Source organism: Rufibacter glacialis, from assembly GCF_008271745.1.
Lineage (GTDB): Bacteria > Bacteroidota > Bacteroidia > Cytophagales > Hymenobacteraceae > Nibribacter > Nibribacter glacialis.
The window spans coordinates 57655-80035 of sequence record NZ_VKKZ01000019.1 but is presented as its reverse complement, the minus strand read 5'-3'; the positions used below and the strand labels follow the sequence as shown (position 1 = coordinate 80035).

At 54.4% G+C, this 22381-nt stretch carries 13 protein-coding genes; 8 read left to right on the top strand and 5 right to left on the bottom strand.

The genetic code is table 11. The features are described 5' to 3' along the window. Positions 1-91 precede the first annotated feature (91 nt). The 4 genes from FOE74_RS05180 to FOE74_RS05165 all read left to right on the top strand — a co-directional run bounded on the left by FOE74_RS05180 (position 92) and on the right by FOE74_RS05165 (position 5083). The gene (locus FOE74_RS05180; RefSeq protein WP_149097542.1) at positions 92-1507 is read left to right on the top strand and encodes a calcineurin-like phosphoesterase C-terminal domain-containing protein; all 1416 of its coding nucleotides are present in this window, start codon (positions 92-94) and stop codon (positions 1505-1507) included. Between the two features lie 194 nt (positions 1508-1701). Next, the gene (locus FOE74_RS05175) at positions 1702-2610 is read left to right on the top strand and encodes a glycerophosphodiester phosphodiesterase family protein (protein WP_149097541.1); all 909 of its coding nucleotides are present in this window, start codon (positions 1702-1704) and stop codon (positions 2608-2610) included. A gap of 87 nt (positions 2611-2697) precedes the next feature. Further along, positions 2698-3393, top strand: a complete 696-nt coding sequence (locus tag FOE74_RS05170; protein ID WP_149097540.1) for a GDSL-type esterase/lipase family protein — start codon at positions 2698-2700, stop codon at positions 3391-3393. A 19-nt stretch (positions 3394-3412) separates the two neighbouring features. Next, entirely contained in the window at positions 3413-5083 is a 1671-nt protein-coding gene (locus FOE74_RS05165; protein ID WP_149097539.1) for a beta-N-acetylhexosaminidase, read from the top strand. Between the two features lie 286 nt (positions 5084-5369). Here the strand turns inward: FOE74_RS05165 and sucD are convergent, their stop codons facing one another. Beyond that, the gene (gene sucD / locus FOE74_RS05160; RefSeq protein WP_149097538.1) at positions 5370-6260 is read right to left on the bottom strand and encodes a succinate--CoA ligase subunit alpha; all 891 of its coding nucleotides are present in this window, start codon (positions 6258-6260) and stop codon (positions 5370-5372) included. Positions 6261-6481: 221 nt separating this feature from the next. On the opposite strand from sucD, the gene FOE74_RS05155 reads away from it, so the two are divergent. The 3 genes from FOE74_RS05155 (at position 6482) to FOE74_RS05145 (ending at position 14767) form a co-directional block, all read left to right on the top strand. Then, entirely contained in the window at positions 6482-12358 is a 5877-nt protein-coding gene (locus tag FOE74_RS05155) for a carboxypeptidase-like regulatory domain-containing protein (protein ID WP_149097537.1), read from the top strand. A gap of 381 nt (positions 12359-12739) precedes the next feature. Further along, entirely contained in the window at positions 12740-13633 is an 894-nt protein-coding gene (gene uvsE / locus FOE74_RS05150; protein WP_149097536.1) for a UV DNA damage repair endonuclease UvsE, read from the top strand. 120 nt (positions 13634-13753) lie between these two features. Then, a complete protein-coding gene (locus FOE74_RS05145; protein WP_149097535.1) occupies positions 13754-14767 on the top strand; it encodes a DUF6929 family protein in 1014 nt (337 codons plus the stop codon). A gap of 81 nt (positions 14768-14848) precedes the next feature. Here FOE74_RS05145 and FOE74_RS05140 read toward each other — a convergent pair whose 3' ends face one another. The 4 genes from FOE74_RS05140 to FOE74_RS05125 all read right to left on the bottom strand — a co-directional run bounded on the left by FOE74_RS05140 (position 14849) and on the right by FOE74_RS05125 (position 18579). Further along, positions 14849-15265, bottom strand: coding sequence for a T9SS type A sorting domain-containing protein (locus FOE74_RS05140; protein WP_192576594.1), 417 nt, complete (start codon positions 15263-15265; stop codon positions 14849-14851). A 96-nt stretch (positions 15266-15361) separates the two neighbouring features. After that, a complete protein-coding gene (locus FOE74_RS05135; RefSeq protein WP_149097533.1) occupies positions 15362-16087 on the bottom strand; it encodes an SGNH/GDSL hydrolase family protein in 726 nt (241 codons plus the stop codon). 213 nt (positions 16088-16300) lie between these two features. Continuing rightward, complete coding sequence (locus tag FOE74_RS05130; protein WP_149097532.1) at positions 16301-17686, bottom strand: lysophospholipid acyltransferase family protein; 1386 nt, start codon at positions 17684-17686, stop codon at positions 16301-16303. A gap of 161 nt (positions 17687-17847) precedes the next feature. Next, a complete protein-coding gene (locus FOE74_RS05125) occupies positions 17848-18579 on the bottom strand; it encodes a Dph6-related ATP pyrophosphatase (RefSeq protein ID WP_149097531.1) in 732 nt (243 codons plus the stop codon). Between the two features lie 679 nt (positions 18580-19258). On the opposite strand from FOE74_RS05125, the gene FOE74_RS05120 reads away from it, so the two are divergent. After that, a complete protein-coding gene (locus FOE74_RS05120) occupies positions 19259-22366 on the top strand; it encodes a SusC/RagA family TonB-linked outer membrane protein (RefSeq protein WP_149097530.1) in 3108 nt (1035 codons plus the stop codon). Positions 22367-22381: the final 15 nt, after the last annotated feature.

Here is a 22381-nt window from a genome sequence, read left to right as displayed (position 1 = left end):
AGGGTTTCAGGCCTCTTTCCTGAAAAGCAGGCCTGAAACCAACCTTTCTATCACAAACCAAAAAACAAAACCACAGCCCCCACTCCTACCCATGAAAAGAAGAACCTTTCTCCAGACCCTGGCCTTTTTCTCGGGCGGCCTGGTTTTAACTGGCCCCAGTGTTTTCGCCAGAAATAAAAAAAAGACCACCCTTAGCGGAACGGTACGCGCCAAAGGGAAGAAACTGGCCAATGTCTCGGTGTCAGACGGGTTCACGGTGGTGCAGACAAACAAGCGCGGGCAATTTGAGCTGCCGGTGAATGAGCGGGCAAGATTTGTGTTCCTGTCCATCCCGGCCGGGTACGCGTTCCCCCAAGAGAAAGGCCTGGCGCGCCATTACCAACCCATCACCGGCGGCAAAAAGGATAAATACGACTTTGAGCTGGAGCCGCTGGGCAAAGACGATGCGCAGCACTCGTTCATTGTGTGGGCAGACCCGCAGGTGAAAAACAAGGAAGACGTGGCCATGATGATGCAGGACTCCGTGCCCGATGCCCGCCAACTGGTGCAGAGCCTGGGCAAAGACGCGCTGGTGCACGGCATAGGCGTGGGTGACCTGGTCTGGGACAACCACAAGCTCTTCGCCGATTACAGCAAGGCAGTAGGCGCCATTGGCGTGCCGTTTTTCCAAGCACTGGGCAACCATGACATGGACTACCGCCTGGGCGGCGATGAAACCTCAGACGCTACCTTCCAGAAGCACTTCGGGCCTACGTACTACTCGTTCAACCGCGGCAAGGCCCACTACATTGTGCTGGACGATGTGCGTTACCTGGGCACGGAACGCGACTACGATGGTTATATCTCTGAGCAACAGCTGGCCTGGCTTAAGCAAGACCTCAGCTTTGTGCCCAAAGACCATCTGGTCATCCTCAACGCGCACATTCCCATCTCCAGCCACGTGAAAAACCGAGAGGATTTGTTTGCCCTGCTGCAAGGCTACCAGGTACACATCATGACCGGCCACACACACACCAACTACAACTTGATACGCGAGGGCATCTATGAGCATGTGCACGGCACCGTGTGCGGCGCCTGGTGGTCTGGGCCCATCTGCACCGACGGTACCCCCAACGGCTACGGCGTGTACGAGGTGAACGGCAACCAACTGAGCTGGTACTACAAATCCACGGGCCAGGACAAGAACTACCAAATCAGCCTGGACATTGAGCACCTGACAGCCCAGAAACGCTTCATTGCCAACGTCTGGAACTGGGACCCTGCCTGGAAGGTGGAATGGTTTTCTGATGGCAAGGCCATGGGAGCACTGTCCAACACCAAAGGCTTTGACCCGGCCACCGTGCGCACCATGAAAGGCGATAAACTGCCCGCCCGCCGCGCCTTCGCGGAGCCCGCTCGCACCGAGCACCTCTTCATGGCACACTTTGGCCCGGAGGTGAAACAGGTGAAAGTGGTGGCCACAGACCGGTTCGGAAACAAGTACGAGGCGGTTTCTGCCACGGCTTAGCCTTTGTCTCTGTTGAGGTATGCACTGCTGATTTGTGACGATCTATCCGCAAAAACAGCCCATCCCTGCCTTTCTTTGGACGGCAGGGATGGGTAAATGGCCATGGGCTTTGGCAAAGCGTAACTTACACCCTTTCTTATTAGGGAACTTTGACTCTAATTAGCCATTAAAAGACAACACCTGCTCTTACAAATATGAAAAAAACCGTTTCCGCCCTTCTTTTCAGCGCTGCCCTGGTAGTTGGCTGCAAAAGCGCCCAGTCCCTGACCCAGCAGCTTCCGCCGTTGCCCGCCTTTGGCACCGAAGGCCACCGCGGGGCCCGCGGCCTCATGCCCGAGAATTCCATCCCGGCCATGCGCAAGGCCATTGACCTGGGCGTGACTACCCTGGAGATGGACTGCCACGTGACCAGAGACGGCCAGGTGGTGGTAACGCATGACCCGCACATCAACCCCTTGTACGCCCGCACTCCAGACGGCAAAGACATCCCCACCGAGGACGCCAAAAAACACATCGTCTACCAGATGGATTATGCCCAGGTGAAGGCTTTTGAGCTGGGCACCAAGCGCTACAGCGCTTATCCGGAGCAGCAACTGGTCAAAACCTACATCCCGCGCCTGGCAGACCTGATTGATTCGGTGCAGACGTATCTCAAGACCACCGGCAAGCCGCAGGTGTTCTACAACATTGAGGTGAAATCTAAGGTAGCCGGCGACAATAAACTGCACCCCGCCTCAGAGGAATTCGTGAAGGCCATGATGCAGGTGATTGAGAAGAAAGGCATTGCCCCGTACGTGGTCATCCAGTCGTTTGACGTGCGCCCGCTGCAGGTGCTGCACAAGAAATACCCGCACGTACGCACCTCGTTTCTGGTAGACAACAAAAAGACCGTAGCCGAGAACCTGACGGAATTGGGCTTCACGCCGGTCATCTACAGCCCCGCCCATAAAATGGTAACTGCTGAACTGGTGAAAGCCTGCCATGACCGCGGCATCAAAGTGATTCCCTGGACGGTGAACACCGCCGAGCTGATGACCAAGCTGAAGGCCCTGGGCGTGGACGGCATCATCTCAGATTACCCCAACCTGTTCGCCCAGCAATAAGCTAAGCGTTTAAGGCCTGATTCTCAGAAAACGGGTTCTAAACAGGCTTGAAAACTATATCCTCACCCCAACCAGAATTCCAACCCCATGAAACTTGTAAGAGGTGCCCTCGTGGCCGCAACGTTCGCTTTCTTTTCCCAGGCCCAGGCGCAGGCTCCCGCTCAGCCGGCCAAATGGGACAGCACCTACCGCCCAGGCAGCTTTGATTTAAAGGTGCAGCAGTTCCAGTCTTACCCTAACTCTTCCAAAGACATCATCTTCCTGGGCAATAGCCTTACCGCCAACACCGACTGGGCCGAGCTCCTGGGCATGCCCCAGGCGAAGAACCGCGGCATCTCCGGTGATATCACTTTTGGGGTGCTGGAGCGGCTCCACGAGGTCATTGAAGGCAAACCGGCCAAAGTGTTCATCCTCATCGGAATCAATGACATCTCCCGCAACGTGCCGGACCAGGTCATTTTGGCCAACTACCAGAAGATGATTTCGCGCATCAAGGCTGGCTCGCCCAAGACAAAGATTTACTTCCAGACCCTGCTGCCCACCAATGAGTCGTTTGGCAAGTTCAAGAACCACTACCACAAAGAAGAGCACATCCTGTGGGTGAACAACGCCCTGAAAGACCTGGCCAAGAAAGAGAAGATTGAGGTGGTTGACCTCTACCCGCATTTCCTGGACCAGAACAAGAAACTGGTCAGCGAATACACCCATGACGGGCTGCACCTCACCGTGGCCGGCTACCAGAAATGGGTGGAGGTGTTGAAAAAAGGCAACTATCTGAAATAACCTATAACCCCCTTCCATCATGCTAACAAACTTACTCCCCAGGCGCCTGCTCCTGCTAACCGGGTTTTTCCTGCTTAGCCTGGCCACCCAGGCCCAAGACGCCGCCCGCTACGCCATCATCCCCAAGCCCGTGAAACTGACGCCTGCCAAAGGCGAGTTCCAACTGGGCCCCAAGACGCAGGTGCTGCTGGGAAGCAACGCCCCTGACCTGAAAACCGCCACTGATTTCCTGGTGGACCTGGTAGAGACCTCCGCCGGGTACAAGCTGGGCTACGGCACCAAAGACAAGAAGAACACCATCTCCTTCCGGTTAGACCCCAGCATTGCCAATGAGGAAGGCTACCAACTGGAGGTGACCCCCAAGAAAGTGACCGTGACGGCGAAGACCGCCAAGGGAGCGTTCCTGGCCATCCAGACCCTGCGCCAGCTCATGCCCGCCGCCATTGAAACCAAGAACTCCGGCCAAAAGAGCTTCAAGATACCAGCCGTCAGCATTGAGGATGCCCCGCGCTTCGCGTACCGCGGCCTGATGCTGGACGTGGCCCGCCATTTCCAGCCCATCAGCTTTGTCAAGAAATACATTGACCTGCTGGCCTTCTACAAAATCAACACCCTGCACTTCCACCTCACGGAAGACCAGGGCTGGCGCATTGAAATCAAGAAATACCCCAAGCTGCAGGAGATTTCCGCGTGGCGCAAGGAAACCAAGGTGGGCCACCGCCGCGACACGGATAAAGGATTTGACGGCAAACCGCACGGCGGCTATTACACCCAGGAAGAACTGAAAGACCTGGTGGCCTATGCCCAGGCCCGTTTCATCACCGTGATTCCGGAGATTGAGATGCCGGGCCATTCGTTGGCGGCGCTGGCGGCCTACCCTGAGCTGGGCTGCAAAGACTCCACCTACCAGGTATCGGGTACCTGGGGCGTTTTCAAAGACATCTATTGCCCCAACGAGGTCACCTTTAAGTTCCTGGAAGACGTGCTCACCGAGGTAATGGCCATCTTCCCCAGCAAGTACATCCACATAGGCGGCGACGAGGCGCCCAAGGATGTCTGGAAGAAATCTGCCAAGGCACAGGAGGTCATCAAGCGCGAAGGCCTCAAAGACGAGCACGAGTTGCAGAGCTATTTCATCCAGCGCATGGAAAAGTTCCTGAACTCCAAAGGCCGCGCCATCATTGGCTGGGATGAGATTCTGGAAGGCGGTCTGGCCCCCAATGCCACCGTGATGAGTTGGCGCGGCGAGAAAGGCGGGATTGCGGCGGCCAAGCAGAAGCACGACGTGATTATGACCCCCAATACGCACCTGTATTTTGACCATTACCAGACCAAAGAGAACCTAAAAGTAGAGCCCCAGGCCATTGGCGGCTTCCTGCCCCTGGAGAAGGTGTACTCCTACAATCCCGTTCCGGCCGTTCTCACCCCTGAGGAGGCCAAGCATGTGCTGGGCGTCCAGGCCAATCTCTGGACGGAGTACATCCCTACCCAGGAGCACGCCGAAAGCATGACCTTCCCGCGCGCCTGCGCCTTAGCTGAAGTTGCCTGGACCCCGCTAACCCAGAAAGACTACGCAGATTTCAGGTTGCGCCTGGAGCAAAACCTCAAGCACCTGGACAACCTGAAAGTGAACTACTCCAGATACCACGAGAAAGCCCCCGCCGCCACGCCGGCCGTGGGTGGCAGGTAACGTTTATTGGCTTGCCTGCTACCAAGGGCCTTCCAGCCATAGGAGCCTGTAAGCAAAACCAACTCTTGATTTGCCCCTGCTGCTTTCGGGCTGGTTTTAGAAAACCAGCCCGAAAGCAGCAGGGGCATTTTCTTTCAGCAAATGGTGCCACAGGCAAACAATTAAGGCTACTAAATAGAATTCCAAACTAGGAGACCGTCTGAAAACCCGGAACCTGCCATACCCTGAAAATAAAAAGGCGGCCCTTTGCGGGGCCGCCTTTTTCATATCAAATAAGAGGAGGAACCTATGCGTTGGTTGTCTCGCCTTGCAGTACTCTTACCATGGTCTCGCCAATTTCAGCGGGAGAGTCTACCACGTGGATGCCGTTCTCGCGCATGATGCGCATTTTTGCGGCGGCAGTATCATCGGCTCCGCCGATGATGGCACCGGCGTGACCCATTCTACGGCCGGCCGGAGCCGTCTGACCGGCAATGAAGCCCACTACTGGCTTCTTGTTGCCCGTGGCCCGGATATACTCCGCGGCTACCGCCTCGTAGTTACCGCCAATCTCACCAATCATCACAATAGCATCAGTTTCTGGGTCTTCCATCAACAGTTCCACGGCGTTTTTGGTAGGCGTGCCAATGATGGGGTCCCCTCCAATACCAATGGCGGTAGAGATACCCAAACCGGCTTTCACAATCTGGTCAGCGGCCTCATAGGTCAAGGTACCAGACTTAGACACAATCCCGATTCTACCTGGCTTGAATACGAAACCAGGCATGATGCCTACTTTCGCCTCGCCTGGGGTGATCACACCCGGGCAGTTTGGCCCAATCAGGGTCACGGCTCTGTTCTTGATGTAGTTCTTAGCGGCAACCATGTCTTTCACCGGAATACCCTCGGTGATGCACACAATCACTTCTATCCCGGCATCGGCGGCTTCCATGATGGCATCGGCGGCAAACGCCGGCGGCACAAAAATGATAGACACGTTGGCACCGGCTTTCTCTACGGCCTCGGCCACGGTGTTGAACACCGGACGATCCAGGTGCGTGGAACCGCCTTTGCCCGGGGTTACACCGCCTACCACGTTGGTGCCATATTCAATCATCTGCTGTGCGTGGAAAGAACCCTCTGAGCCGGTGAAGCCCTGCACAATCACTTTGGAATCTTTATTTACTAAAACACTCATGTGTAGTGGATTATGTGAAAGATGTACGCTCTCGTTAAACTGTACGCAAAATTAGGCTTTTTTGCCACCCATCCAAACGAAGAATCTGCATTAAACCCAATCCCCTCTTGGTTCTATTTACCGGCCATTTTCTGGGAATCTGCCAAGAAACAGCCTCCGGGACGCGAGCCGAACATAGTAAAATACTGCTTTTTCACTATATTAAGACAAAAACAGCCTTCATGCCTCTGCTCCCCTGCCAACGCACGCGTCTCCTCTTTCTGTTCTATATAGGGTATCTGCTGCTCCCCCTCAATGCCTTTGCCCAGCGGGATTTGGCCAACGCCCGCACCACCAGTTACTACACTTACCTCTATAAACTTTCTGATGGCGAGGCCAGACAGTTGTATGAAAAAGGGATGCAGACTGTCCGGCAGAGCTTCTTCCATACTAAGGTAGATTCCTTCCCTACCCATCAGCCTTACGCAAAGCGGTTGCCGCAGGGGCATTACCTGTACACCCACACCTCCGGGCCAGACTTGGAGTACTCGCTCACCAGCGTAGTCCACACCCAGTTGCAGTTGCTCAAGAACCACGTAGACCTGGCAGTGGTGTTGTATGATACGTTAGGCAATAATATACCTGATGCCCAGGTGAAAATAAGGAACCGGAAAATCCCGTTTGATGCCGCCTCCCAAAGCTACCGGTTGGCCGGCCACAAGAGAAGCGGCCTGCTTTCGGTGACGCAGGCAGGGTTCACCTTCTATGTGCCCCTTGACCCTGAAAATAAAAAACTCACCTATGCCCTGCCGCTCTGGGAAAAGGTTTTGTTCCGCAGGCCTGTTTCCTACCTGTGGAGCCCGTTCAGGGATGTGGTGCAAACTCTTAAGTACCATGAACCACAGGGCTGGATAAGGTCTGCTTTTTCTATTTTTGAGGAAGATTACCGCCCTTATGACTGGGAAGACAAGAGGCAGCAGCGCGGTTATCTAGCCCTCAACAAGCCCCTGTACCGGCCCAATGACACCGTGCACTACAAGACGTTTGTGGTGAAGAGAAACGGCCAGCCGTATAAAAAGCCTCTCACCGCTAAAATCTACGTCAATTACAAGCCTAAAAAAATAGGGCAATTGCAGCCCTACCGGCCCGGCGCCTATGAAGGTTTCCTGGTTCTGCACGATTCCCTTAAAATCAGGCTGGATACCCAGGTAAGCCTGGACCTGGTGCGGGAAAAGAAATCTGATGACAAGGAAATCATCTCCACCTCTTTCCGCTACGAAGACTATGAACTGAAGGAAAACACCTATACCCTGCGGCTGGAGCGCGAAGAGCACTTCCTGGGCACTACCAACCAGGTAATATTGCGCGGTGCCGATGCCAACGGTCTCACCTTACCTGATGCCCGGGTGGAACTAACCGTGCTCACCAAGCAGGTAAGCCAGAGCCAGAATGCCGTTCAATTTATACCGGACACCTTGTGGGTGCACCGGCAGGCGTTGGAGAACACCGGCGAGACCATCATCCCACTACCGGCTTCCATCTTCCCCAAGGCGCGGGTTGACTACCAAGTGAAGGCGGTGTTCCTGAACTCCAGCAATGAACGGGCAGAGAAGCAGGTAAGGGGCAGTTATTCTTTTGAGGAGGGCCACTTCCAGCTCACGCTCAAAAACGACAGCGTGCTGGCGCAGTACCTGGAGGGCGAGCAATCCAAGCCGCAGCAGGCTACCTTGGTTCTTTATAATGGCAAAAACGAGAAATTCCAGACGCAGCAGGTACAGCTTCCGGCGCTACTTCCCTTACAGCCATACGCCAGAACCTATGAACTCAGCAACGGGAAACGGAGCGCCTCCTTATCCTTGCCCCAGGAAAGCGCCAACCTGCAGTTCTTCTCAGAACGCACCGCAGACTCTCTTTTCCTCAGCCTGCAGAACCCCCGCCGTCTGCCGTTCTGGTATTTCATCTACAGGAACAACCAGCTGGTGGAGCGGGGGCAAGACACGACCGCTCTATGGAGCTATTCCCGCCGGGTTCCTCCTGGGGAACCGTATTATGCCTCGGTTCAGTACATATGGGGCGGGCAGGTAAAGAGCGAGGAATACAATATACCTTTCCGGAAAAGTGAGCTGGCTATTGCCGTGCAGGCCCCGGCCACGGTGTACCCGGGGCAGCAGACCAACCTCACCTTGGAAGTGAAAGACGCTAAAGGCAAACCCGCCGCCAACGTAGACCTCACCGCGTACGCGCTTACCTCCAAGTTCAAGAACGCCGCTGCGCCCTCAGTGCCCTCCTTTGGGCTGTACCGAAGCCGAAAAAGCAATCGCACCTTTAAAGTAGCGAATGGCCCAGACAAGGGCCGCCAATTGCTGCAGTGGAACAGTTGGCGGCAAGCCATGGGCCTGGACAGCCTGGCTTACTATCAGTTGCTGTACCCCCAGAAAGGCCTGTTCGCCAATTACGCGCCGGCGGCAGATAGCCTTACCCAGATTGCCCCTTTCGTGGTAGACTCGGGGAGGGTGGTGCCGGTGCACCTTATCTACCTCAACGAGGTACCGGTATATTTCTCCGGGACCGATGTGGTGCCGCCTTACTCCTTCCCCACCGACAGCGGATACCATCACCTGAAACTCCGTACGGCCAGGCACCTTATCATTTTAGACAGCGTGTACCTGAAGCAGGGGCAGAAGCTTATCCTGAGCGTTGACCAGAACCAAATGCCGCACCTGCTCAAAGAGGCCGCCAAAGGGCATTTCTCAGAGGCTGAGCAAGGCAACCTGGCGCAGTACCTGGTACCCGTGGAACAGAGCTTCACCCAGGGGCTCTCCTACCTCAGACAAGGCCCGGTGGTGCAGGCCTTACCCAATGCCCGGCAGGCCCGGCCTTCTTTTGACAACACCCGTCATGACGAGGTCTTGGCGGGCCCCTTCCGCCCTAGTCTTATGGAATTTGTTTCACTGGGGAGTTTCCGTATCTCCTTTACCCCAGAGGCCCATTTCACCCACCATTTTTCGCCTGGTTTGCTAAAAATGCGCGAAAAACAGACGTTCAAGGGGAAGTACTCTCTCTTTGACAAAGCTACCCCTTACGTGCTCTCCAACAGCACCCTGGCTGCCACCGCCCTCACGGAGGCCAGCCTGCTTACCCAATGGAAAGACACCCAGTACCAGTATTGGCTCACCCGGGTACTGAACCAGCCGGAACCCCGCACAGAGCCCGGCTTCGGCCGACTCCAGTGGCACCTGGACACCACTATTCAGAAGAGCCCGCAGTTTGTTTTCCTGTATCCGCCCAAGGCGGCTACCCAACAGGTGCTCATGTACCGCGGCAGCCAGACCCTGCTTCACCAGATAGCCCCCGGCCAGTATAAATTAGTCCTTTTGTTTGCTGACCACAGCCATCTTAGCACGTTGGTTACCATGAAACCCAATGGAGTGCTGCGCCTCTATCTTTCCAAAGCCCAACTGCAACAAGCCTCTTCAGAGACCCGGGCGTTAGAGAAGTATCTGCAGAACAGCGTAGAGCGGCTCCTCCGCAATGACCCCAACGCCGTGTCCTTCCTGAATCCAGCACCTTCCAGTGGCAACTCATCCCCCTCTGTTTCTTACGGGGGCTCTGCCAACTTCCATAACCATGTGCGGGGCAGGGTGCTGGACAAAGGAACCGACGAGGCCTTACCCGCAGTAACCGTGCAGGTAAAAGGAACCAACGTAGCTGTCGCCACAGACGTGGAGGGGTATTTCGCCATTGATGCCCCCGCCAACGGCATCCTGGTCTTCTCCTTCATAGGGTATGTGCACCAAGAGGTTCCCGTGAGAGGCAGCAGTCGCCTGGAAGTAAAGTTACCGGCAGATGCCAGGCAATTACAGGAAGTGGTGGTGACCGGATTTGGCACTCAATCCAGAAGTAACCTTACGGGTGCCGTGGCAACAGTACTGCAGGGTAAAGTAGCCGGGGTTAGAATCAGGGGAGCCTCTTCTATTCAGGGCAACACGCAGCCGCTTATCATCGTGGATGGTATGCCGTTCAGCGGGAATCTAGCCGACCTGGAGGCGAATGCCATTGCCTCTTCCACCACCTTGAAAGCAGCAGAGGCAACCGCCCTCTACGGAGCCGCCGCCGCCAACGGAGTGGTTATTATCACCACCAAGAAAGGGCAAGCCGAAGCGGCCCAGCAACCGCTGCTGGCCGGAGCAGAAACAGACGCCGCCGCCTCTATCCGGAGTTACTTTTCTGATTACGCCTTCTGGCAACCCAGATTAGTCACCGATAAGCAGGGCAAAGTGACGTTCCCGGTCACCTTCCCAGGCGATGTGACCAGCTGGAAAGCGCACGTGTTGGCCATGGACGGAAACAGACGCAGTGGCCAGGCCAGCACCGAAATCCGCTCCTTCAAAGCCATGATGGCCACCCTCAGCGGCCCGAGGTTCCTCATTGAAGGCGACCAAACCCAGATTATCGGCAAGGCCGTGAACTACCTGCCCGATACTGCCTCCGTACAGACCCGGTTTGCATTCAACGGCAAAGCGCTCAGGGAGCAGAACCTGAAACTGGGCCGCGTCTACACAGATACGGTCCTGGTGCAGGCCCCGACCGTAGCGCCGGACTCGGTGGAACTGCTCTTCAGCCTGCGGCAGGGCAGCGGCTTCTCCGACGGGGAGCGGCGGCACATTTGCGTCTACAAAAAAGGCGTCCTGGAGCGCAAAGGCCAGTTTCTTTCCCTGCCCGTGGACACCACTTTCACGCTTACGTTTGACCCGGCCAAAGGCCCCGTGCGTTTCTACGCCCAGAGCGATTTACTGCAGGTCATGCTGGACGAAATCAAGGCCTTGCACCGCTACGAGTACTGGTGCAACGAACAGGCCGCCTCCAAACTGAAAGGCCTGCTATGGGAGAAGCGCATCCAGGCCGTGCTGGGCAAGCCTTTTGAGCACGACAGAATGGTGCGGCGCCTGGTAAGGCACCTGGAGAAAACCCAGAAGCAGGACGGTACCTGGAGCTGGTGGGAAAACGGCCCTGCTTACCTCTGGATTACCCACCACGTCACCGAGGCCCTGGTCATGGCCCGGCAGGAAGGCTACAGCACCAGCTTCAAGAAAGAGCCGCTCATTGCGTTCCTCACCTTCCACGTAGAAAAGAAAGACACCCCAGACAAAATCAGGGCGCTGGAGATTCTGCAGAAACTGGAGGCCAACGTGGATTTTCCGGCGTACATGGCCAAGCTAGAGAAACAGCCCAACCCTGCACTGGAAGACCAGCTCCGCCTCACCAGGCTCCGCCAGAAACTGCAGTTGCCTGCTCCCCTGGATACCCTCCAGCACTACCGCCGCACCACTACCCTGGGCGGGTTGCATTGGGGCGAAGACAAATTCAGCCTGTTTGACAACCACATCTCCAACACGTTACTGGCTTATGAAATCCTGAAGGCTTCGGGCGGTCACGAACGCGACCTGGTTAAAATCCAGGCTTTCCTGCTAAACGAGCGCCGCACCGGCTACTGGCGAAACACCTATGAATCGGCGAGAATCCTGGAGACGCTACTCCCGGACTTGGTCAAAGAGAAAGGCCAGACAGCCGAGAACCGGCTTTTCCTAACAGCTGGTGGGGTGAACACTACGCTGAAGAAATTCCCGGTAGACACCACCTTCACGTCCACCCAGCCGCTCACTATCCAAAAGCAGGGGTCTCTGGCACTGTACCTCACGGCCTACCAGAACGAGTGGATTGCCCAACCGGCGCGGGTAGACAAGGACTTTGTGGTGCGCACCTCTTTCGCCCATACCAAACAAGCCAAAGCCACCCTAACCGCAGGCAAGCCGGTAGAAATGGAAGTGGAGATAGAAGTGAAAGCCGATGCCTCTTACGTGATGATAGAAGTACCCATTCCAGCCGGTTGCACCTATGACACCAAAGCCAGCTGGGGCCGCCATGAGGCGCACCGCGAGTACTTCCGCCACAAGGTGTCCATCTTCTCCAACCACCTGAGCAAAGGCAAATACACGTTCACCATCCAACTGCTACCCCGCTACAAAGGCACTTACACCCTTAATCCGGCCAAGGCCGAACTGATGTATTTCCCCACGTTCTTCGGGCGGGAAGGGGTGAAAGAAGTGGATGTGAAGTAGCGGCCTAGCGTTTTCCGGCTGTTCTGGCAAAAGAAGGCTCTAAACGCAATACCGGGGTTCCTTCTCCCCCAGGGAGAAGGCTAGGATGAGGGGGAAAGTTGCCAATTGGAATGGCCTTTGCCCAGGAACCACCGCTGCCCCCTCACCCTAACCCTCTCCCTCAGGGAGAGGGAATACCGGTTGTTGCGTACTCTTCCTAGCCTACCTAACCTTTGCCGCGAATGCGGTTAGGATTCAGTCTGTTTCCCTTAAAACGCCCTCAAAACAGGTACTGGCTTTACAGAAGTCAGAAGCTCAAAGAACCCCATTCCCGCCCTGCCGTTTACTTATCCATAAACTTCTGCGTGGGGCAGCGGTTTACAGTTCCAAACCTTCTGAACCATGAAAATAGGATACCCTTGCGTGAATGAATCGTTGGACTGCAGTTCCTCTACCACTTTCCGGTTGGCTTCTTACTCAGAGGCCCGCCTCCTTGAAAACGTGGAGAAGAACCTGGCCTGCCTGCGCCGCATTCTGGAATACAACCTGGAGCACGGGTTCCTGTTCTTCCGAATGAGCTCGGGGTTGGTGCCCTTTGCCAGCCATGAAATCAACACCTACAACTGGCAGCAGCATTTCCAGCTGACGTTCAAACGCCTGGGCGATTTCATCAAGAAGCACGGCATGCGCATCTCCATGCACCCAGACCAGTTTGTGGTGTTGAACTCCCCGGATGAGCGCATCGTGCGCAACAGCATCGCGGAGCTGGTCTACCAGGGCAGTGTCATGGATTTGATGGGCCTGGACTCCACGGCCAAGCTGCAGATCCACGCCGGTGGCGTGTACGGCGACAAACCGGCCGCCCTCAAACGGTTCATCCACACCTACCACACCATGCTGCCCCAGGAAGTGAAGGCCCGCCTGGTGGTGGAGAACGACGACCGCCTCTACAGCCTGCGCGACTGCCTGGAACTGCACGGCGAGACCGGCATCCCCATCCTCTTCGACAATTTCCACCACGAGTGCCTGAACCACGGCGAGCCCATGCAGGAGGCCCTGCACCTGGCGGCGGGTACCTGGCACCCAGAGCAGGACGGCGTGCTCATGATGGATTACAGTTCCCAGGCGCACGGCGAGCGCAAGGGCAAGCACACCACCAGCCTTGAAACGGACCTGTTCCGGGAGTTCCTCACCCACCTGAACGGGCTGGATGTAGACATCATGCTGGAGATCAAAGACAAGGAAGCCAGCTGCCTGCGGGCCCGGCAGGTGCTGGAAGAACTGGCCTTGGTATAAGGCCGTTTCAGCTTTCCTTGCAGAAAACCGATCAAAAACAGACCCTCCTCGTACACCTGTGAAAGCCTCCAGGTCTTGAAAGTCAGCCGTTGTGGCGAAGACTGGGAAAAGAGAGTAAAAATGAAAACGTTCGTTCGCCTAATCCGCTATTGCCTCTTCATGTCCGTTACCGCTTTTTCCGCCGGCTGCCACTCCTCAGATTCCGCTGCAACCCAGCCCAAGGCCGTCATCAGCCAAAAGGTGCCGTTGCCAGACATCCCTTCGGCCTCGGGCATAGAGTGGGTGGGAGACCATTATTACGTGATCGGGGATGACTCGCCGTACCTGTTTTGCCTCAACGCAGAATTCAAGGTAGTGCAGAAAGTGCCGCTGCTGGAAGCGGATTCCCTGGTGGAAGGAAGAATCCCCAAAACGGTGAAACCGGATTTGGAAGCCATCACCTCGCTTACCCTGGACGGCCAACCCTACGTCTTCATCATAGGATCCGGCTCTACCACCGCCCGCCACAACGGGTATCTGGTACCCCTTTCCAGGCAAGGCGCGGGCAAACCTGTGCTGATCCCGCTGCAACCGCTCTATGACCAATTGCGCCACGACAAGTCCATCATTGGCGAGGCCACCCTCAACATTGAGGGCCTGGCGGCCGATGAAGAATACCTGTACCTGCTGCAGCGCTTCGCCCCGGGCGGCAACAACGTGCTCATCACCTATACCCTGTCCGCGATAGAGCCTTATCTTTCGGGGAAAGGGCCGGCGCCCAAACCCAACTCAGTGCAGACCTGGGCCCTGCCCGAAATGGAGCAGATCAAAACCGGCTTCTCTGGCCTGGCCCAGGCCCTGGGCGGGCGGCTCCTGTTCACGGCCTCAGCCGAGGAAACCCCCAATGCCGTGCTGGACGGGGAGATCTACGGCAGCCTGGTAGGCTGGCTCAAAGCCCATACGGCAGACGAGGCCGGGCACCTGGCCAAACCCCAGGTGGTGGTGCCTATCACCGAGGCCAACGGCACGCCCTACAAAAGCAAGGTGGAATCTATCTGTATCATTGAAGAAGACCGCCACCACCTGCAGGCCGTGGCCGTGTCTGACAATGACAACGGGGCCTCAGAATTAATCAAACTCACGTTCTCCTGGTAGGCTTCTCGATTCTTTTATAGCAGCAAGGCCTGCGGTGACACGTTCACCGCAGGCCTTGCTGCTATATTGAGGGATTGTTGATTACTTCAGCCGAACGCGCATTTTCTTCCAGTACACGGTGGTAGGGGTTTTCACCTCTACCAGATAGGTTCCGGTTCTCAGTTTGCCTATGTTCATAGGAGGAGCCAGGGTATGGTCACCGGCTGGCACAGGTTTGGTGTACAGGACTTTCCCGGCGTAGTTGGTCAGTTCCAGAACCCCGTTCTCGGTCATGTCTTGCTGAAAAGAAAGCAGGAAAACATCGGCTTTGGGGTCTTGCGGGAAAAGGTCAATGCCAGACAAGGTCTCGCGGCGGACCGGGGCTTCTTTGCCGGGGGTGGCCATGGCCAGGACAGAGCCTTTCTGCGGAGTTTGGGGTTTGTTCTGCGCTAGCGAAGGAGCCCCGGCCAGAGCCAAAATACCCGCTACCAACAAGCCACTAAGTGCGTTCAATTTCATTTCCATACGGGATACTGTGAGAGTTAAAGATAGGCCGCCGCGGCGGTAAAATCCCCTATACATATACCGTTCCAAAAAAGAGCGCTATATAAAAATTTAGTAGGGCAGCTTTTTCTTCGCTTCGGGAAGTGCCATCTGCGCCCAGCGCTGGTGCATGAAGCCGCTATAGTGCAACCCATCCGGGGCCAGGTACGAAGGGGTTTCCTTCACCAACAAGGACACTTCGTACACGTCAATGACCGTGATACCGGCGGCGGCCGCTTCAGCTTTGATGACCTCGTTGAACTTCTTGATCTGCGAACTGACATATGCCTGGTCCCTGCTTGAACCAAACGGCGTACCGCCCCAGTCTGGGATAGTCAGCACGAACACATTGGTCGGGTCTTTCAGCGCGATGGCGGTGCTTAACGAGAGCAACTCCCGGAACTGCGTCCTGAACTCTTCCAGACTACGGCCCTGGTACTGGTTGTTCACCCCAATCATAAGCGACACCAGCTCATAGCCCCTGTCAAACTTCTCAGACTTTACGCGCTGGAGAAGATCAGCGGTGGTCCAGCCGGTTTGGGCAATGATGCGGGGCTCTCCCACCTTCACTCCCTCACCAGACAAATAATTAGCCAAATGCACCGGCCACCGCTCTGTGGCGGCAACCCCTTGCCCAATCGTGTAAGAATCTCCCAAGGCGAGGTATGAACCTGAGGTGCCGGGCGAAGGAGGAATGGTGGGGGAAGGAGTAACTTCTTCCTCGGTGTCTAGGGAACTACAGGCAGACAGGAAGAAGAGGCTGGTAACGAAAATCAGTATTCTGGGGATTGGACGCATTTCTTTGAAATCAAGCTGAAAGCAGAACATCCTGCCCTTGTTCCTATGTACGACACAGGTCCTCCAGACGGATTGTTCCTTCACCCGCCGGCCAGGATTCAAAGAAAATTATTTGCGCAGGCAAACAGGGCAAGGCGGTGCCGGGGCGCTACCTGATTCAGAACATGACGGGAGGGGAACCTTCCTCTTCCGTTTTCTCACAAGGGGATCACACTACACCTGCTTCGTTTCGGGGCTGTTTTCTGGGGAAGCGGCCAGAAACTCGGCGCGGGCCTGCTCCAGGGTAGCCATCAGGCGCGTGCGTTGCTCCAGCAGGTTGTGCAGCACGGTAGAACGCTTGGAGAAAAGAGAGAAGAAAATCCAGTTGCGGCGCGCCACCTGCACGCGGTGCCAGTAGTGCAGCACGAAGAACCCAGTTACAGGCAAAGCCACTAGGTATCCTACCAAAGCCCAGCCGCTCAACCCAAACCAGGCGTGCACCGCCCACCCAACAAGCGCATAAAAGATAGGGAAGGTGAACATGCCAATGGTCATCATGATGGGGGCGTAGAATTCAATGTCTTTGGTGAGGCTGCGGGCCACCTTGGCCGGCAGCAGGTACGGCAGGTAATTATGGATAACCCCGAAGAGGTACACCGGAAACCCCAGCACCAGGTATAAAATGGTCTGTACCGTACCCCAGGCTACTTCGCTGCGCCTGGGAATCCGCTTGAAGGCGTCTGGCACCAGGCCTACCCGCTCCAGGTGCTCCAGGTAGTCCTGGAGTTCGGCCCGCAGAAAATGGATACGCTCCGGCTCACGGGCCTCAAAATACTTGATGCTCTGCAGAATGCCTTTGGTGATCAGGAAACGTTCTTCGGGCTCAGAGGGGGCCAGGTCCAGTTCCTTCACCAGCTTGTCCTGGTAGACGGCCTCCACCTGGCGGGCCAGGGCGTCTACCTCGTCAGACTCGGTGTGGATGACCAGGTCCTCCAGGCGCTCCTTGAGGTGGTCAGTGAGGGCGTGGGCGGCTTTGAAGGGATCTTCGGCGTACGCCGCCGCAAAGTCTTTGACAAGGATAGGCTCCCCCACGTTCACGAACACCTCGCTGCGGAACCGGGAGGGGTCTGAGTAGTTCAGCCCCACCGGAATGATGCGCAAGCCCAGGTTAAACCCATGCTGGGCCTCGGCCCCCAGGCTGATGCGGGCGGTACCGGTTTTGAGGGGCCTGATGCGGCGCTGCATGAAACTGTTGCCCTCTGGAAACACCATGAGCGTACCGCCTTTGCCCAGGAACTCGTAGCATTTGGAGAAAGTGGCATCATTCTGGGCGGTGCCGCCGTCGCCCACGTCTTCGCGGCGGTACACGGGAATCATGAACAGGCGGTGGAAAAGCCAGCCTTGGAGGCCGGGCTTGAAGAAACTGCTCTTGGCCAGGAAATAGATGTTCTGCTTCATGAGCGAGGCCGTGACCAAGGGATCCATGAGTGTGTTGGGGTGGTTAGACACCACGATGAGCGGTCCCTCAGAAAACAGCAGGTGCCGGTTGTTCACCGTGAACCGCCGGAAGAACACGCGCAACGCAATCTGAAAGATGGTCTTAAGCAGGAAATACAACATAGAGGCTCAGCATTAGGGGAGGAAGCTACGCATTTTCAGGGTGATTTCAGAAAAACGGCCGTTAAAGGTGGTTATGCCTCCCACGGTAGGAAAGGTACAGATTCTTTTGGGCCTGTTTTATAGAAAACGCCTCCTAAACCGCGGCAACTTCACTTAGAAGATTAGCCGGGCAGCAGGTCACAGAACCAGAATCCGGTGTCATATGGGGCAGGAATCTCCGCAAAGCAATCGTCCTCTTTGTCGGCCGCGGCCGGGGCGTAGCTTTTGAACACCACCTCCCCTACCCGCACCGGCACCGGCCGCCTGAAGTTGGGGCCGTCATAGACGAAGGAATGGTACTCGCCGTTCTCGCCACAGGGGTCAACGTGAGCGGGCAGGTCGTTGATAAAGGCTTCGTCCAGCTCGCGGCCCGCAAAGGAGGCCTCTAAATGCTTTCCGCTCACGCACACCACCTTGGCCTTGAACCCGGCGCTCCAGAACTCCGCCAGCAGGCGGGAAGGGTCTTCGCCCCACAACGGGAAATGCGCCTGTACCTGCACCGTGGCCAGCTGTTCCTCGCGGTACCGGCGCAGGTCTTCCAGATAGATATCCCCAAAGATGCCTTGTGTTACCCCAGCGGCTTTGAATTCTTCCCAGGCCTGGGCCATCAAGGCATTATAGACCGGTAAGCTGGCATTTTCTGGCAGGAAGAGCGGGTGCCAGGACAATCCTAGCGCCTGGGCCTGCGCCCGCATGAGGTCTTCGCGCACCCCGTGCATGGTGACCCGCTGGTACGTTTGGCTAAGGGTGGTGCACAAGGCGTGCACCTCTACCTGCTGTTGCTGCTGCACGCGGAGCAAAGCCAGCGCGGAGTCTTTGCCGCCGCTCCAATGAAAGATAGCCAAAGGGTTCATGCCGGAAAGGTAGGGGTTCTTACGGGTAGTGGAAGGAGTTTTTTAAGGCATGGGTTCCAAAAACAGACGGTAAGCAAGCAATCCCGTGGAATTCTCTTCCATTCAAGTGCCTCCCGCGGAAGTACAGCTCTTCCTTCGCCTTTGCTTTTACCTCCTCATAATCAACCACTTCTCCCAACCCTAAGAATTAACAATAGATTGATAAGTAAATGATTGGTTTTAAATTTTCCTCTAAATTTTAATAACATTTTTAACATTTTAATTTTATTTAATAATTAAGTTATTTATATTTACCATTATTACAAAGGTTCTTAGTTCCCTGACAAGCTTCCGCTCTTCCGTTGCGATTGTCAAAACTAATTTTGTTGCCAGTAGGCGTTTCTGTTCGTTTCCCTGCTATTGGCTAAGCCGCTTCCAGCGTTCGCGCTTTTACATATAAGTACCCGTTGTACCTTTTCTTTCGCTTTCTGCAGACGCAACCGCTACAGGAAGCCTGGTTTAGAATAGTGATTGTACCCTGTAACCTTTTCTATTTGACAGAACATTTCTTTCATTGCTTATGAAAAAAACTCTACACTCTTTTAGGTTAACATTATTGCTTTGTTCTGTAGGATATTCTGAGGCCTGGGGCTCGACGACGACGGAAGCATATTCCGTGGGCACTCATCCCCTAGCCATCATGGCTCCACAGACACCCCGCCCTATCCAGGCGGCCAAAGAACTGACCGGTAGGGTTACCTCTGCCTCTGGCGAGGTGCTGCCCGGGGTAACAGTGATGCTAAAAGGAACCCCTATCGCCACCACCACCAATGAAGAAGGCATCTTTTCCTTGTCTGTTCCTGAAGCAAAAGGAACCTTGGTATTCAGCTACATCGGGTACATCACCCAGGAACTTCCCATCACCAAGGCTACGGTCTATAATATCAAGATGGCAGAAGACGCTCAACTTATCAAGGAAGTAGAGGTAGTGAACATTGGGTACGGGGAGGCAAGACGTGCAGACGTAACCGGCGCAATTGGTTCTGTCAATATGCAGGACCTCTATAAGGCACCCGTTAAATCTTTTGATGAAGCCCTGGCCGGCAGAGTAGCAGGAGTGCAGGTCACCTCCTCTGAAGGGCAGCCCGGCTCGCCTATCAATATTATCATTAGAGGAGCGAACTCTCTCACCCAGGAAAACTCTCCTTTGTATGTGATAGATGGATTCCCTAGCGAAGACGCCTTTGCAAATGCCCTCAACCCTGATGACATAGAGACCATTGACGTCTTAAAAGATGCCTCTGCCACTGCTATATATGGTGCCAGGGGAGCAAACGGGGTCGTGTTGATCACTACTAAACGCGGCCGCATAGGAGAGCCAGTCATCACCTATAACGGGTACTACGGTATTCAGGAAAGCCGCAAAAGAATGGAGGTACTTAGCCCTTATGAATTTGTAAAGCTACAGTACGAGTTGTCCCCCTCCCGAACCACCAGCCTTTTCTTACAGGGCCGGGGAGCAAAGGGCGAAGATTTGACCCTTGAAGATTACCGAAACCGGACTGGGCTGAACTGGGAAGACCAGGTCATGCAAACGGCGCCAATCCAGAACCATTCCCTGGCGTTACGGGGCGGTACCAAAAAAACCTTATACAGTGTCTCGCTCTCCTATATGGACCAGGAAGGGATTATGATCAAGTCTGGGTTTAACCGGTTCCAGTCCAGGTTAACCCTTGACCAGGAGATTTCTGACAAACTTAAGGCAGGGGTGAATGCCTCCTACTCCACACATAATATCTATGGCACTCCTTCTTCTGCCAACGCAGGATCTGCCCAGTCTAATCTCCTCTATAACGTCTGGTCTTTTAGACCGGTAGCCGGGGACCCTACCATCAACTTACTTGATCTTCTGGAAAACGCAGAAACGGAGGCCGAACTCAGCGACAACCATACTTTTAACCCTGTCTTATCTGTCAAGAATGAAATAAGGGATAATACTACTGAAACGCTTATTGGAAATGCCTACTTAGAGTACAAGGTGCTAAAGGACCTAAAACTGAAAATAACCGGTGGGGTAACCCGCAGCACCAGGCAATCAGATTATTTTAATGGTCCTAACACTAGAAGCGCCCAGTTCAATAATAAAGTCAATGGCGGGACCACCATCTTCAATACCAACACGTGGGTAAATGAGAATACGCTTACGTACACAAAGCGGGTTGCTAAAAATCATTTACTCAACCTAGTAGGTGGCTATACCATGCAAGGCAGCGAAAGCGTTGGTTTTGGGGCCTCTGCCATTCAATTGCCTAATGACAATCTAGAACTTAGCGGCCTTGATGAAGGAGTACCAAATTCTATCACTGCAACCTCATCAGAATGGACACTGGCTTCATTTCTGGGCCGTTTCAATTACAACTACAAGTCTAAATACTTCTTCACAGCTTCTTTTAGAGCAGATGGATCTTCTAAGTTCAGCCAAACCAACAAATGGAGCCACTTTCCATCAATGGCCGTTTCCTGGAGACTGGAAAATGAAAAGTTTGTAAAAGACCTTAAATTCATTTCTACCGCAAAACTGAGGGCAAGTTGGGGAATTACCGGTAACAACAGAATAGGTGACTTTGCCTACTTACCTAAAATTACTTTACCTCAAAATGCTGCCTACTACTTTAATAACTCCCCTAATACTGGAAGCTTTGTAAGTGACTTGGGTAACTCAGACCTTAAATGGGAAAGCACTGAAGCCTCAGACCTTGGACTGGATCTTGCCTTCTTCAACCACCGCGTTTCGGTTTCAGCTGACCTTTACCAGAAAACCACCCATGACCTGCTTCTCTTTGCCAACCTCCCTACTTCTATGGGATATAACAGAGGGCTGAAAAATGTAGGCAAAACCAGAAACCAGGGGCTTGAAATTACCATAGGGCTTGAACCCATAAGAGGCAAAGAATTTACCTGGACCACAGACTTCAATATCTCTTTCAACAGAAGCAAGGTACTTGCCCTTGCCCAAAATGAAGAAAGGATTTTCTCCATGGTGAACTTTGACTATGCCTGGCCAGACATTCCGGCTTATGTGGCTAAGATCAATGAACCAGTAGCCCAGATCTATGGCCTTATATGGGATGGAGTCTATAACTATGAAGACTTTGATGTTAGCCCATCAGGAATTTATACCTTGAAAGAGACTGTACCTACCAATGGGGCACCCCGGGAGAGTATCAAACCCGGTGATATCAAATACAAAGACATAAATGGTGATGGCATTATCAGCATCACTGACAAGACTGTCATTGGTGACCCTAATCCAGTTCATTATGGGGGATTATCCAATAATTTCTCCTACAAGGGCTTTGATCTACATGTGTTCTTTCAATGGTCTTACGGCAATGACATCATCAATGCCAACAGAGTATATCTGGAGTCAGGCAGGCGTTTTGGCATGAACCAATTTGCCTCCTTTGCAAACAGATGGACCCCAGAGAACCCTACCTCCAACATACCAAGAGCCAGTGGCCAAATAGGTAGTATTACCAGCTATTCTTCCCTCATTGTAGAAGATGGATCATTCATAAGGTTTAAGACGGTGCAGTTATCTTATACCATTCCTAAGCATATAGTTGACCGCGTCAAGATCAAAAACATGAAAGTTTATGCCGCTGCCCAGAACCTGTTTACCTGGACTAACTATAGTGGATATGACCCAGAAGTTTCTGTAAGACCTGGAGCGCTTACTCCTGGCTTTGATTACTCTGCCTACCCAAGAGCCAGAACAACTACCTTAGGTGTAAACGTTACGTTTTAAATTATTCCAGAAAAT

Bases quoted from the DNA above. Each gene is read 5' to 3' on its own strand.
- FOE74_RS05180 (WP_149097542.1), top strand. From the start codon at position 92: ATGAAAAGAAGAACCTTTCTCCAGACCCTGGCCTTTTTCTCGGGCGGC.
- FOE74_RS05175 (WP_149097541.1), top strand. From the start codon at position 1,702: ATGAAAAAAACCGTTTCCGCCCTTCTTTTCAGCGCTGCCCTGGTAGTT.
- FOE74_RS05170 (WP_149097540.1), top strand. From the start codon at position 2,698: ATGAAACTTGTAAGAGGTGCCCTCGTGGCCGCAACGTTCGCTTTCTTT.
- FOE74_RS05165 (WP_149097539.1), top strand. From the start codon at position 3,413: ATGCTAACAAACTTACTCCCCAGGCGCCTGCTCCTGCTAACCGGGTTT.
- sucD (WP_149097538.1), bottom strand. From the start codon at position 6,260: ATGAGTGTTTTAGTAAATAAAGATTCCAAAGTGATTGTGCAGGGCTTC.
- FOE74_RS05155 (WP_149097537.1), top strand. From the start codon at position 6,482: ATGCCTCTGCTCCCCTGCCAACGCACGCGTCTCCTCTTTCTGTTCTAT.
- uvsE (WP_149097536.1), top strand. From the start codon at position 12,740: ATGAAAATAGGATACCCTTGCGTGAATGAATCGTTGGACTGCAGTTCC.
- FOE74_RS05145 (WP_149097535.1), top strand. From the start codon at position 13,754: ATGAAAACGTTCGTTCGCCTAATCCGCTATTGCCTCTTCATGTCCGTT.
- FOE74_RS05140 (WP_192576594.1), bottom strand. From the start codon at position 15,265: ATGAAATTGAACGCACTTAGTGGCTTGTTGGTAGCGGGTATTTTGGCT.
- FOE74_RS05135 (WP_149097533.1), bottom strand. From the start codon at position 16,087: ATGCGTCCAATCCCCAGAATACTGATTTTCGTTACCAGCCTCTTCTTC.
- FOE74_RS05130 (WP_149097532.1), bottom strand. From the start codon at position 17,686: ATGTTGTATTTCCTGCTTAAGACCATCTTTCAGATTGCGTTGCGCGTG.
- FOE74_RS05125 (WP_149097531.1), bottom strand. From the start codon at position 18,579: ATGAACCCTTTGGCTATCTTTCATTGGAGCGGCGGCAAAGACTCCGCG.
- FOE74_RS05120 (WP_149097530.1), top strand. From the start codon at position 19,259: ATGGCTCCACAGACACCCCGCCCTATCCAGGCGGCCAAAGAACTGACC.